Source organism: Kitasatospora sp. NPDC094028, from assembly GCF_049543595.1.
Taxonomy (GTDB): Bacteria; Actinomycetota; Actinomycetes; order Streptomycetales; family Streptomycetaceae; genus Kitasatospora.
In genome coordinates, this window is the sequence record NZ_JBMVFA010000006.1 from 43,563 (window position 1) to 57,078 (window position 13,516).

The window sequence follows — 13,516 nt, forward strand, 5'->3', positions numbered from 1 at the left end:
CGGCCGGTTCCGGCGGTTCGCTGCTTCCGGCACGACCCGGTCCGGTCATCGGCCCCGCTGATCCGGGGTTGGCGCCGATCGTGTGGATCCCGTCGATCGGACCCCGTCGCGGAAGTGGACGTTCATGCGGATCCGCAGCCTGTGGCCGGCCGGGCGGGCGACCGCCACGCCGGCGGCCACGCCCACCGCCGAAGCGCTCCGGGCCGAGCTGCCGATCGTGTCGACGGCGAGCACCTGGGGCGAGGAGGTCCACTTCGGCACGCCCGTGCGCGTGCTGCGCGAGGGCGGCGCCCGGTAGGTCGTCGAGCCGGGCACGGTCGCGTACCGGACGCCCGGGTGCTGCGCACCGTCCGGCCGGGCGATCCGATCCGGGGGGAACGGGCCTGAGCCCGCGGCGGGGGCGGGGAACCGGGAGGGCGGCGGCGGCCGTGTAGGTTCGACGACCGAAGACGACCGAAGACGACCGAACCGAAAGGCCTCTCCCGGTGAACAAGCGACTGCTGGCCGTACCCGCCCTCGGCGTGCTGCTCGCGTTCGGCGCCGTCGCCTGCGGCGACGACAACAGCAAGCAGCTGGAGTCCTGGGCGACGAACGTCTGCGGCGCGGCCAAGGACCCGATCGCCCAGGCCCAGGCCGCGCTCGCCGACACCGGCCAGGTCAAGACCGGCGAGACCCCGGCCGACCTGAAGAAGCGGCTCTCGACGGACATCGGGCGGCTCGCCAAGACCAACCAGGACATCGGGGCCGCGATCGACGCGGCCGGGGCGCCGAAGGTGACGGACGGCGCGAGCCTGCAGAAGGACGCCGTGGCCGAGCTGAAGAAGGCCTCGGACGGCTACCTGGACGTCCAGAAGAAGCTGGACGCGCTGGCCACCGACGACCAGTCGAAGTTCTCGGACGGGCTGCGCGGCATCTCCGACCAGTTGCAGCAGTTGGCCTCGCTGTCCACCGAGGCGCAGAACAAGCTGCAGCGCGGCGACCTGGGCGCGGCCATGGCCAAGCAGGACGGGTGCAAGCCCGCCCCGGCCGGCTCGTCCGCCACGCCGAGCGCTGGTGCGAGCGCCGGCGCGAGCGGTGGCGCCAGTGGCGCGCCGACGACCCCGAGCGCTGGTGCGACCGGCGGAACGCCCGCGCCCAGCGGAACGCCCGCGCCCACCGGTACCCCCGCGCCGGGTGCGACGGGCAGTGCGGCTCCGGCGGCCGCGCCCACCCCGAGCGCGACCGCTCCGGCCACCCCGGCGCCCAGCGCGAGCTGATCCGGGGCCGACAGCCCGCCCGGCAGGACGGCCCGTGGGGCCGCCGTGGCGGGTGGCCCCCGGCGGCGGCGGGGCGGGGGACAATGGCGGGGTGACCAGTAGCCCCGTTCTCGACCCGACCCGCCTCGCCAAGCTGCGCGAGGCGCTGCTCGCCGCCTCGTTCACCGCAGACGGCTGCCTGGACCTGCTCGGGCCCACCGGCTACGCGGCGCTGGCCCGCAGCGAGGCGGTGCCGGCCCTGCGCGCCACCCGTGGCGGCAGCCCGCTGGAGACCCTGGTGCGGCTGTTCCTGCTGCAGCAGCCGGTGCCGTACCGGGCCGCCGCCGCGGTGCTGCCGGTGGAGGACTGCCTGGCGGACGGCTGGCTGCGCCCGGACGGGGAGCTGGTGCGCGCCACCGTCGACGTCCGGCCGTATGCCAACGAGGTTGCCGGGATGCCCAGTTCGGACGCCTGGGTGGTCTCCGACCTGGGCTGCGCGGTGGGCGGCGCGGGCGGCATCGGCTCCGGCGTGACCGAGCACGGGGTGGCCCGCCAGGACCTGGTGCTCGGTGTCGGCGGCGCCTCGACCACGCTGGCCAACATCACCGTGCGCCGCCCCGTCCGGGCCGCGCTGGACCTCGGTTCGGGCTCCGGCGTGCAGGCGCTGCACGCGGCCCGGCACGCCCAGCGGGTCACCGCGACCGACCTCAACCCGCGCGCCCTGCGGTTCACCGAACTGACCCTGGCGCTCTCCGGTTTCGACCGGGCCGAGGTGCTGGCGGGCAGCCTCTTCGAGCCGGTCGGGGAGCGGAAGTTCGACCTGATCGTCTCCAACCCGCCGTTCGTGATCTCGCCGGCCGGCCGGTTCACCTACCGCGACGGCGGCATGGCCGGCGACGACCTGTGCCGCAGCCTGGTGCGTTCGGCGGCCGCGCACCTGGAGCCGGGCGGCTACTGCCAGTTGCTGGCCAACTGGCAGCACGTCAAGGGCGAGGACTGGCACGAGCGGCTGGCCGGCTGGGTGGCGGGCACCGGGCTGGACGCCTGGGTCGTCCAGCGCGAGGTCCAGGACGTCGCCCAGTACGCCGAGTTGTGGCTGCGCGACGGCGGTGACCACCGGGGCCCGGGCGGTGACTACCAGGCCCGGTACGGCGAGTGGCTGGACGCCTTCGAGGCGGCCCGGGTCGAGGGCATCGGCATGGGCTGGGTCACCCTGCGGGCGAGCGGCGCCGAGCGCCCGACCGTGCGGGTGGAGGAGTGGCCGCACCCGGTGGAGCAGCCGCTCGGCCCGCACATCGAGGAGTGGTTCGACCGGCAGGAGTTCCTGCGGTCGCACGACGACGCGGGCCTGCTCGCCGCCCGCTACGTGCTGGCGGACGAGGTGGTCCAGGAGCAGGTCGGCGCGCCGGGGGCGGAGGACCCGGAGCACGTGATCCTGCGTCACAACCGCGGCATGCGCCGGGCCACCAAGGTGGACACGGTGGGCGCCGGCTTCGTCGGGGTCTGCGACGGGACGCTGTCGGCGGGCGAGATCGTCGACGCCATCGCGCAGTTGCTCGGCGAGGACCGGGTCGTCCTGCGGGACCGGGTGCCGGAGTCGCTGCGGCTGCTGACCGAGCAGGGGTTCATCGCGCCGGCGCGATAGGACCTCGCCGGCGGGACCCCACCGGCGGGACCCAGTCGTAGGGGCCCAGTCGTAGGGACCCCGCCGGAGGGCCCCGGTTCACCTGTCCGTACCTCCTGGTTCGTCCGGCGGTCGCCCTGCGGCCGTCCCTCGTTGGCCCCGCACTGTGAGGCTCTGTCCACAGGCTGTGGACAGGGCTGGGGAGCCGGGGGCAGGGGTGGACACGACGGCGACGGTGGGCGGGCTGGTCCTCGCCCTCTTCGGTGGCGCGCTGCTGCTCTGGTGCGCCGCCGAAGCGCGCCTGCGGCACCGGGTGCGGCTGCGCGGGGTGCCGGCGGTGGCGACGGTCGTCGCGGAGGACGACGCCCAGGGCCAGCTCGACAGCGCCCCGCTGCTCTCCTTCGCCGTGCGGCCCCCGGCGGACGGCCCGGGCTCCGGCGGGGCCCTGCTCGCCGAGCTGGTGCTCACCCGCCCGCGCGGCCACACCCCGCTGCGCCGTCCGGACCGCTTCGCCCCCGGCACCTCGGTGCGGATCTGCTACGACCCGCGCCGGCCGTGCCGGGCGGTGCTGGCGGCGGGGGAGGTCGGCCGGGCGGCGGTCACCGACCTGCTGTGGAGCGCGCTCGGGGTGGCGTGCCTGGTGGCCGGATCCGGTCTGTTCGCCGCGGCCAGCCGCTGACCGCGGCCAACCGCTGACCGCGGCCAACCGCTGACCGCGGCCAACCGCTGACCGCGGGCGGCCGCTGCTCCCGGGGCGGCGCCCCCGGATCGCCCCGCGCTCCCGCGCACCCCCTCGTGCGCCGCCGCCACCGCACGTCGCGGGCGTCCGGGCGCGGACGGCCCGTCGGATTTCCGTTGACAGATCTTGAAATCCGTCATTCCATCCTTCCGAACCCGCCGAAGCCCCCCTCCACGGGGCGGGAACCCGCGGCATCGGGTTACCGTTCGAGTGGCGTCGGTGAGCCCGGCAAGTGAAAAAGCGGTAACCGTCCGTTTGACAAGGGTGGCCGGGGTACGGTCACACTCCGCTGGTGGGGTCGTCGTGCAGCGGCAGCCCCGGGACGGTGGAGGGGTCGGGCGGAGCGCAGCCCGAGCTGCCGGCGCCGACCAGCCGTATAACGACCGGGAGAGAAGAGCGAAGGTGTCCCCGAGCAGCGAGACCGCGCACGGACAGCGACTCGTCATTGTCGAGTCGCCGGCCAAGGCGAAGACGATCAAGGGCTACCTCGGCCCCGGCTACATCGTCGAGGCGAGCGTCGGGCACATCCGCGACCTGCCCAGCACCGCGGCCGAGGTGCCGGACAAGTACACCGGCGAGGTGCGCCGCCTCGGGGTGGACGTCGACCATGACTTCGCGCCGATCTACGTGGTCAACGCGGATAAGAAGTCGCAGGTCAGCAAGCTGAAGTCGCTCCTCGCGGAGTCCGACGAGCTCTTCCTCGCCACCGATGAGGACCGCGAGGGCGAGGCCATCGCGTGGCACCTCCAGCAGGTGCTCAAGCCCAAGGTGCCGGTGCACCGGATGGTGTTCCACGAGATCACCAAGACGGCGATCCAGGAGGCGGTGGCCAACCCGCGCGAGCTCAACCAGCGCCTGGTCGACGCCCAGGAGACCCGCCGCATCCTCGACCGCCTGTACGGTTTCGAGGTCTCGCCGGTGCTGTGGAAGAAGGTCATGCCGAAGCTGTCGGCGGGCCGGGTCCAGTCCGTCGCGACCCGCCTGGTGGTCGAGCGCGAGCGCGAGCGGATGGCCTTCCGCACCGCCTCGTACTGGGACCTGGTCGGCACCTTCGGCACCGGCCGCACCCCGGCGGACTCCGCCAACCCGGAGACCTTCGGCGCCCGGCTGGCCAGCGTCGACGGCAAGCGGATCGCGACCGGCCGCGACTTCGGCTCGGACGGCCGGCTGAAGGCCGGCAGCACCAACACCCTGCACCTGGACGAGCAGGCCGCCCGCCAGCTGGCCGCCGCCCTGGAGCAGACCTCGTTCGGCGTGCGCAGCGTCGAGTCCAAGCCGTACCGCCGCTCGCCGTACGCGCCGTTCCGCACCACCACGCTCCAGCAGGAGGCCAGCCGCAAGCTGGGCTTCGGCGCCAAGCGGACCATGCAGGTGGCCCAGAAGCTGTACGAGAACGGCTTCATCACCTATATGCGTACGGACTCCACGACGCTGTCGGACACCGCGATCTCGGCCGCCCGCGCCCAGGTCACCCAGCTGTACGGCGCCGACTACCTGCCGGACGCGCCGCGCACCTACGCCAGCAAGGTCAAGAACGCGCAGGAGGCGCACGAGGCCGTCCGCCCCTCCGGCGACCGCTTCCGCACCCCCGCCGAGACCGGCCTGACCGGTGACGACTTCAAGCTGTACGAGCTGATCTGGATGCGCACCGTCGCCTCCCAGATGAAGGACGCGGTCGGCCAGTCCGTCACCGTCCGGGTCGGCGGTGCCGCCGCGGACGGCCGGGACGTCGAGTTCTCCGCCTCCGGCAAGATCATCACCTTCCACGGCTTCCTCAAGGCCTACGTCGAGGGCGCCGACGACCCGAACGCCGAGCTCGACGACCGTGAGCGCCGGCTGCCGCAGGTCGCCCAGGGCGACCCGCTGGCCGCCGAGCGGATCACCCCGGAGGGCCACGCCACCAAGCCGCCGGCCCGCTACACCGAGGCCTCGCTGGTCAAGGAGCTGGAGGACCGCGAGATCGGTCGCCCCTCCACCTACGCGTCGATCATCGACACGATCATCCAGCGCCGGTACGTGTTCAAGAAGGGCACGGCGCTCGTCCCGTCGTTCCTCTCCTTCGCCGTGGTCAACCTGCTGGAGAAGCACTTCGGCCGGCTGGTCGACTACGACTTCACCGCCAAGATGGAGGACGACCTCGACCGGATCGCCGCCGGCGAGGCGAAGTCCGTGCCGTGGCTCAAGCGCTTCTACTTCGGTGAGGGCGAGGACGGCGGCGCCGCCGGCGGTGCGGCCGAGGCCGGCAACGGCGACGGCGACCACCTGGGCGGCCTCAAGGAGCTGGTGACCGACCTCGGCGCGATCGACGCCCGGGAGATCAGCTCGTTCAAGATCAGCGACGCCATCACCCTGCGGGTCGGCCGCTACGGCCCGTACGTCGAGCGCGCCTCCGAGGTCGAGGGCGAGCCCGGCCAGCGCGCCGACATCCCGGACGACCTGCCGCCGGACGAGCTGACCGTCGAGCTGGCCGAGGAGCTGCTGGCCAAGCCAAGCGGCGACTTCGAGCTCGGCCCGGACCCGGTCAGCGGCAACATGCTGGTCGCCAAGGACGGCCGCTACGGCCCGTACGTGACCGAGATCCTGCCCGAGGGCACGCCCAAGACCGGCAAGAACGCGGTCAAGGCGCGCACCGCCTCGCTGTTCAAGACGATGTCGCTGGAGACCGTCACGCTGGAGGACGCGCTGCGGCTGCTCTCGCTGCCGCGCGTCGTCGGCACCGACGCCGAGGGCGTGGAGATCACCGCGCAGAACGGCCGCTACGGCCCGTACCTCAAGCGCGGCACCGACTCGCGCTCGCTCACCAGCGAGGACCAGCTCTTCACCGTCACCCTCGACGAGGCGCTGGCGATCTACGCCCAGCCCAAGCAGCGCGGCCGGGCCGCCGCCGCCCCGCCGCTCAAGGAGCTGGGCACCGACCCGGTCAGCGAGCGCCCGGTGGTGGTCAAGGACGGCCGCTTCGGCCCGTACGTGACCGATGGCGAGACCAACGCCACGCTGCGCAAGGACGACGACGTCGAGACGATCACGCCGGAGCGCGGCTACGAGCTGCTCGCCGAGAAGCGGGCCCGCGGGCCGGTGAAGAAGGCGGCGAAGAAGGCCCCGGCGAAGAAGGCCACGGCGACGAAGACCACGGCCAAGACCGCGGCGAAGAAGACCACGGCGACCAAGACCGCCGCGGCGAAGAAGACGGCGGCCAAGAAGACCGCCACCAAGGCGACGGCGGCGAAGAAGACGACCGCGACCGCCAAGAAGGCGGCGGCGGGCAAGGCCGCCTCCACCGACGAGGGCTGACCCTCCGGCAGCGGCAGCGGGCCCGCACTCCCACCCGGGGGTGCGGGCCCGCGGTCCGTCCGGGGCCGGGCCTGCGGTCCCTCTGGGGCCGGGCCTGCGGTCCCTCTGGGGCCGGGCCGGGAGCGCCCGGGGATCCGCGCGGCGAGTGCCCGGGGATCTGTGCGGGGATCGTCACAAGCCGGTGATGAGCCGGATCCGGAACCCCGTTCGTCTCATTCCGGCCAACCCCCGCCCGCTACGCTGACCGTATGACGAGCGAGGAGCAGCCCACCCCCAGCGCCGCCCCGGCCGCCGGAGCAGCCGGGCCCGACCTGCCGGAGGTCACGCCCGCCGGGACGCCGGTGGAGCGGGCCCGGGCGCTGCTGCGGACGCGCCCCTACCGGCGGCTGTGGACCACCCAGCTGATCGGCGGCGTCGCCGACCGGCTCGCCCTGCTGGTGCTGGCCGCGCTCACCGTGATCGCCGCCGCCCGGTCGGGCGGGTTCGGCGACCTGCCGCGCAGCCTCGCCTTCGCCCTCGCCGCGGTCTTCGCCGTGCGGGTGCTGGCGAACGGGCTGGTCGGCGTCGCGCTGCTCGGGCCGGTGCACCAGCTCGTCGCGGGCAGGCTCGACCGGCGCTGGACGCTGTTCGGCGCCGACGCGCTGCGCGCCCTGCTGATCGGCCTCGCGCCCTGGTGGTCCGTCTGGCTGAGCTCCGGGCCGAAGCCCTCCGGTGCCGCCGTCTACGTGCTGCTCGCCACCGTCTTCGTCACCGGTGCCGCCGAGAGCGTCCGCGGGATCGCCCGGGCCACCGCCGTCCCCGGCCTGCTGCCGCCCGCCGACCCCTACGCCCCCCGCGCCGAGCAGCGGCCGTCCGCCGCCAACCTCGACACCGTCCGGAGCGTCGACCGGTTCACCGGCTGGGTCACCGTGCCGCTCGGGGCCCTCGCCCTGATCGCGTTCACCCTCGTCAACAACATCGGCGCGGCCCTCGGCTCGGACTGGCTGCGCGCCCACCAGCTGACCTGCGCCGCCCTCGGCGCGGCCGGCCTGTCCGCCGCCGCGGCCGTCCGGACGTACCTCCAGCAGCTGTCGCTCGGCCCGGTCGCCGTGGCCCCGCACTCGCCGCTCACCGGCCTGCGCGCCCCCACCGACGCGGCCCCCGGCCCCGCGCTCGGCAAGGGCCGCACCGGCAGCGCCCCGTACTTCACCTTCTCCGTCGCCGCCGCCTTCGCCTCGATGGCCGGCGTCGTCTCGCTCGCGCTGCTGACCGCCGCCGAGCACCGGGCCGGACCGATCGGCTACGGCCTGCTGGTGCTCGCCGCCGGCGGCGCGCCCGCCCTCGGGGCCCGGCTCACCCGTGCGGTGCTGCCCTCGCTCTCCCGCCGCCGGCTGCTCGCGCTCGCCCTGCTCACCGAGGGCGTGGCGCTGATCCTCGCCGGGCTGGTGCTGGACTTCGTGCTCGTCCTGCTGCTCACCGTGCTGGCCGCACTGGCCGCCGGGATCGTGGTCTCGGCCGGGCGCGCCCTGCTCGCCCAGGAGGTCGAGGAGGCCCGGCTGCCGAAGGTCGCCGAGCACGTGGACGCCGTGCTGCGGGCCGTCGTCGGCGCCGCGCTGGTCGCCGTGCCGCTGATCGCCGCCGGCTACGGGGACGTCGAGTACGGCACCGTCGAGCCCGGCTCCTTCACCTTCATCCACGGCGGCGCGGCCCTCGCCGTCGCCACCTCCGGGCTGCTCACGCTGGCGCTGGCCGCAGTCGTGCTGCTGCGCACCGACGACCGGCGCGGCACCGCACCGTTCGGCCGCGACCTGGTCGACGCGTTGCGCGGCGGCAGCGGCCCGGTGCCGCACCGGGGCGCGGGCACCGGCTTCTTCATCGCCCTCGAAGGCGGCGACGGCGCCGGCAAGTCCACCCAGGCCCAGGCGCTCGCCGAGTGGATCCGCGGCAAGGGCCACGAGGTCGTGCTCACCCGCGAGCCCGGCGGCAGCCCGGTCGGGCAGCGGCTGCGCGGCCTCGTCCTGGACGTCGGCAACACCGGCCTGTCGCACCGCGCCGAGGCGCTGATCTACGCCGCCGACCGGGCCGAGCACGTCGAGAACGTCATCCGGCCGGCCCTCGCCCGCGGCGCCGTCGTCATCACCGACCGGTACATGGACTCCTCCATCGCCTACCAGGGCGCCGGACGCGACCTGGCCGCCACCGAGGTCGCCCGGATCTCCCGCTGGGCCACCGGCGGGCTGCTGCCCGACCTGACCGTCGTCCTCGACGTCGACCCGACCAAGGCCCGGGAGCGCTTCACCGAGGCGCTCGACCGGCTCGAATCCGAGCCCACCGAGTTCCACCAGCGGGTCCGGTCCGGCTTCCTCGCGCTCGCCGCCGCCGACCCGGCGCGCTACCTCGTCGTCGACGGCAGCCAGGCTCCCGGCTTCGTCACCACCGCCATCCGGCACCGGCTCGACCGCGAGCTGCCGCTCTCCGAGCAGGAGAAGGCCGCCCGCGCCGAGCGGGAACGGCTGGCCCGGGAGGAGGCCGAGCGGCGCGCCGCCGAGGAGGCGCGGAAGAAGGCCGAGGAGGAGGCCGCCGAGCGCAAGCGGCAGGAAGTGCTCGCACAGCTGCACGCTGAGCAGGCCGAGAAGGAACGGCTCGCCAAGGAGGAGGCCGAGCGGGCCGCCGCCGAGGCGCGGCGCAAGGCCGAGGAGGAGACCCGCCGCCGGGCGGAGGAGGAAGCGCGCCGCCGGGCCGAGGAAGAGGCCGCGCGGCGGGCCGCCGAAGCGGCGCGGCTCGCGGCGGAGGCCGCCGAGCGCAAGCGGATCGCCGACGAGGAGGCCGCCCAGGCCGAGCTGCAGCGGCAGCGGGAGCTCGCCCGCGAGGAGCAGCGGCGCCGGGCCGAGGAGGCGCTGCAGCGGGCCGAGGAGGCCCGGCTGGCGCAGGCCGCGGCGCTCGCGGCGGCCGCCGCGGCCGCGCAGACGGCCGCGGACCGGGCCGTGGAGCGGGCGGTGCCCGGGGAGGCGATGACCACCGAGCTGCGGGCGGTCGGGGACGCTCCGCGGGGCGCTGCGTCGGGCGGAGCGCCGAAGGCCGGGGCGGGTGCTGCCGCGGGGATCGGGGACGAGACGACGCGCGAGCTGTCGCTGCGCGACCGGCAGGCGGCCGTCCGGGCGGCGGAGACGGCGGAGGCGGTGGGTGCCGCCGAGGCGACCGCCAAGCTGCCGAAGGTGCCGGCCGCTCCGCCCGCTCCTCCGGCCGTTCCCGCGGTGGACGAGACGGCGGTGCTGCCGAAGGTGCCGGCCGCCGACGAGACCGCCGTGCTGCCGCGGGTCGAGCCCGGCCGGGCCGGCGAGCCTGCGGACAGCACCCGGGAGCTGCCGGTGGTCGACCCCCGGCAGCCGGTCGTGGGGCAGCCGTCCGCCGATCGGGCCGCCACGGATCGGCCCGTCCTGGACCAGCCGACCGCCGAGCGGCCGCGGCCGGAGTGGGCCGAGGAGACCCCGCTGGACGACCTGCCGAGCCTGACCGACACCCTGCTCGGCTCGCGCGACGAGTGGGACCGCTGGGGGGAGCCCGGCCAGGGCGACGGCCGTCAGCAGAGCGGCGGGGGCGACGCCGGCACGGGCGGTGGCAAGGGCGACGGCAACGACGGCAAGGGCAAGGGCCGGCGCTGGGGCCGCCGGGGCTGACCCCGGAACCGTAGGGACGGGAACGGGCGGCGTCGCCGGGGCAGTGGCCTCCGGCGGCGCCGCCCGCCGTTTGCCGTTCGTCGTCCGTACTGGCCGGGTCCGGGGGGCGGGGTGCCCCGGACGGAGCAGTGGCTGTCGGAGCGGACACGTATGCTCGACGGCGGGGAAGAGGCGCCGGGAGCGCTGCCGTACGGAGCTTGGGAGCAGCAGTGGCCGTCTGGGACGACCTGGTGGGCCAGGAGCGGGTGGTCGAGCAGCTGACCGCCGCCGCCCGGGCGGCCGGGGCGACGGTCGAGGCCGGCCGCGGCGCCGCCCCGGGCCAGGGCGGGAACGCCTCCCTGATGACGCACGCCTGGCTGTTCACCGGCCCGCCCGGTGCCGGGCAGGTCACCGCCGCGCGCTCCTTCGCCGCCGCCCTCCAGTGCACCAGCCCCGACCTCGCGCTCGGCGGCACGCCCGGCTGCGGGTTCTGCGAGGGCTGCCACACCGTGCTGGCCGGCAGTCACGCCGACGTGAAGTACGTGCGGACCGACGGCCTGTCCATCGGCGTCGGCGACATGCGCGACCTGGTGCTGCGCGCCTCCAGCTACCCGACCGGCGGCCGCTGGTCGGTGATCCTGGTCGACGCCGCCCACCGGCTCACCGAGGCCGCCGCCAACGCACTGCTCAAGGGGGTGGAGGAGCCCTCCCCGCGCACCGTCTGGCTGCTCTGCGCCCCCTCCGTCCAGGACGTGCTGCCCACCATCCGCTCGCGCTGCCGCCTGCTGGTGCTGCGCACGCCCGCCGCCGAGGCCGTCGCCGACACGCTGGTCCGGCGCGACGGCGTCGACCCGGCGACGGCCCGGCTCGTCGCGCTCGCCGGGCAGGGCGACATCGAGCGCTCGCGCCGCCTCGCCGTCGACGAGCAGGCCCGCACCCGGCGCGCCGAGGTGCTGCGGATCCCGCTGGAGGTCGCCGACCTGGGCGGCTGCCTGGCCGCCGCCCAGCGCCTGGTCGACACCGCCAAGGCCGACGCCGAAGCCCTCGCCGAGACCCAGGACGCCAAGGAGACCGACGACCTCAAGGCCGCCTACGGCGCCGCCGAGGGCGGCAAGGCGCCGCGCGGCATGGCCGGGGCCGTCAAGGAGCTGGAGAAGCGGCAGAAGAGCCGCGCCACCCGCACCCGCCGGGAGACGCTCGGCGTCGCCCTGCTCGACCTGCTCGGCTTCTACCGGGACGTGCTCGCCCTCCAGCTCGGCTCCACCGGCGCGCTCGCCAACGAGGACCAGCGGTCGGCGCTGGACCGGGTCGCCCAGGCGGGCCCGGCCGAGGGCACGCTGCGCCGGATCGAGGCGGTGCTGGCCTGCCGCGTCGCGCTGGACCGCAACGTCGACCCGCTGCTCGCCGTCGAGGCGATGACGGTGGCGCTGCGCGCGGGCTGAGGTCGGCGCGCCGAACGCACGGGCCGAGGCCGGTCGGGGGCCTCCGGTACGCCTCCCGGAGTCGGCCCGACGTCCCACCTTCGAGTGAACGAGCAGTACGCGCCGGGCGCACCTGCGTGTGACGCTGCGCCCGTTGTGCACGCTGGGGCGGACTGCGCCCCGGCCGGCCCCGCGCTCCCCAGCCCGGAAGGCCCGCCGCCGGGCCGCCGTCACCTCCCGTACGGCGCCGGGTCGGTCCGGTGCCGGCCCTCCTCCCGAGGTGGTGCGTGCCATGGTTCGTCCGCTCCTCGTCATCCCCCTACTGGCGGCCGCTGTCGGCGGGATCTGGCTGGCGCGCGGTGCGCTCCAGCGCTGGCGCGACCTGCGCGCCGCCGAGACCTACGAACTGGCCGGGGACCGGTGGCCGATGCTGCTGCGGGCCGGCGGGGCGATGGTCTGCGGGGTGTGCGTCACCGCGTTGACGCTGCTCACGGCGCTCGGTGCGTTCGGCGGGCTCGGGCGGGGCGACCGGGAGGAGTCGGTCGGCGACCCGGTCGCCGGGGTCGGTGCGGATGCGGCGCCGGGCTCGGGCCCGGGCTCGGCCGGGGGTGCCGCCGGAGCCGGTGCGGCGGGGCGGCAGCAGGCGGCGCCGCCCGCGGCGGCCTCGGCACCGGCCGCGCCGGCGTCCTCGGGTCCGGCCACGGCAGCGGCGCCCGCCGTGGCCAGCCGCTTCGACAGCGTCGGGCACCCGGGCGGCGGCGAACTGCTGCAGTCCGCCGTCCTCGGCCCGGACGGGCGCCCGCGCAACGTCCGGGTCTGGCTGCCGCCGCAGTACGCGAAGGAACCCAACGCGCGCTTCCCCGTCGTCGTGATGCACGCCGCCACACCGAGCAGGACCGCGGACGCCGAGGTCCCCGACGTCTTCGAGGGCATCGGCTCGGCCCTGCAGACCGGCAAGGCCCGTCCGTTCATCCTCGTCGCCCCCGAGGCGCCGAACGGCACCGCGCACCCCTGCGAGCTCGTCGCCGCCGCGCCGGCCGCCGTGGCCGACGACGCCGCCCTGCGCACCACCATCGCCGCCTCCTTCCGCACCCTGCCGCCCGGTCCGGCCTCCTGGGGCACCCTCGGCGTCGAGGGCGGTGCGCCCTGCGCGGCCGCCGCCGGGCTCGCCCGCCCCGACCTGTACGGCGCGGCCGCCGCCGTCTCCGGCCGGTACGACGCGGCCGCGCTCGCCCAGACCGGCGCCGAGGCCCCGGCCGGCAGCTCCGCCAAGCTGCTGCTCGCCGCCGCCAAGGCCGACGCGGCCGGGCTGGACGCGGCCCGCAAGCTCCAGTCCTCGCTCAAGTCCGGCGCGGGCCCCGCGGCCAAGGCCGAGGTGCGGATCTCGGACAACGTGCAGGACTTCAGTGCCGACCGGGAGCGGCTGCGGTTGGTCCGGCAGGCGGCGCAGTACCTGGCCGAGACGCTGACCAAGGCGTCCTGAGCGGGCGTCGGACGGGGGTTACGCTGCCCGGTGCCCGGGGTGGGTGCCGGGCAGCGGCGCGTCGCGGCGGGTCGTCGGGTGGAGTGGG

The 13,516-nt window shown here is 75.9% G+C and carries 8 protein-coding genes; all 8 read left to right on the forward strand.

Going from position 1 to position 13,516, the window contains the following annotated elements; translation table 11 throughout:
• Nucleotides 1-124 precede the first annotated feature (124 nt).
• Nucleotides 125-298 carry a cyclophilin-like family protein gene (locus tag ACPC54_RS11935; RefSeq protein ID WP_498963922.1) on the forward strand — a complete coding sequence of 58 codons (174 nt, stop codon included), beginning with the start codon at nt 125-127 and terminating at the stop codon, nt 296-298.
• A 187-nt stretch (nt 299-485) separates the two neighbouring features.
• A complete protein-coding gene (locus tag ACPC54_RS11940) occupies nt 486-1,256 on the forward strand; it encodes a small secreted protein (RefSeq protein WP_498963924.1) in 771 nt (256 codons plus the stop codon).
• Between the two features lie 91 nt (nt 1,257-1,347).
• Complete coding sequence (locus ACPC54_RS11945; protein WP_498963926.1) at nt 1,348-2,880, forward strand: DUF7059 domain-containing protein; 1,533 nt, start codon at nt 1,348-1,350, stop codon at nt 2,878-2,880.
• Nucleotides 2,881-3,076: 196 nt separating this feature from the next.
• Entirely contained in the window at nt 3,077-3,538 is a 462-nt protein-coding gene (locus tag ACPC54_RS11950; RefSeq protein WP_498963928.1) for a hypothetical protein, read from the forward strand.
• Between the two features lie 462 nt (nt 3,539-4,000).
• Entirely contained in the window at nt 4,001-6,889 is a 2,889-nt protein-coding gene (topA, locus tag ACPC54_RS11955; protein ID WP_498963930.1) for a type I DNA topoisomerase, read from the forward strand.
• A 248-nt stretch (nt 6,890-7,137) separates the two neighbouring features.
• A complete protein-coding gene (gene tmk, locus ACPC54_RS11960; protein ID WP_498963932.1) occupies nt 7,138-10,545 on the forward strand; it encodes a dTMP kinase in 3,408 nt (1,135 codons plus the stop codon).
• A 209-nt stretch (nt 10,546-10,754) separates the two neighbouring features.
• Nucleotides 10,755-11,966 carry a DNA polymerase III subunit delta' gene (locus ACPC54_RS11965; RefSeq protein WP_498964447.1) on the forward strand — a complete coding sequence of 404 codons (1,212 nt, stop codon included), beginning with the start codon at nt 10,755-10,757 and terminating at the stop codon, nt 11,964-11,966.
• A gap of 271 nt (nt 11,967-12,237) precedes the next feature.
• Nucleotides 12,238-13,428 (forward strand): alpha/beta hydrolase, encoded by a 1,191-nt coding sequence (locus tag ACPC54_RS11970; protein WP_498963934.1) that lies wholly within the window; start codon nt 12,238-12,240, stop codon nt 13,426-13,428.
• Nucleotides 13,429-13,516 lie beyond the last annotated feature (88 nt).

Excerpts from the sequence above, each read along its gene's own strand:
- ACPC54_RS11935 (WP_498963922.1), top strand. The coding sequence starts at position 125 with ATGCGGATCCGCAGCCTGTGGCCGGCCGGGCGGGCGACCGCCACGCCG.
- tmk (WP_498963932.1), top strand. The coding sequence starts at position 7,138 with ATGACGAGCGAGGAGCAGCCCACCCCCAGCGCCGCCCCGGCCGCCGGA.
- ACPC54_RS11970 (WP_498963934.1), top strand. The coding sequence starts at position 12,238 with ATGGTTCGTCCGCTCCTCGTCATCCCCCTACTGGCGGCCGCTGTCGGC.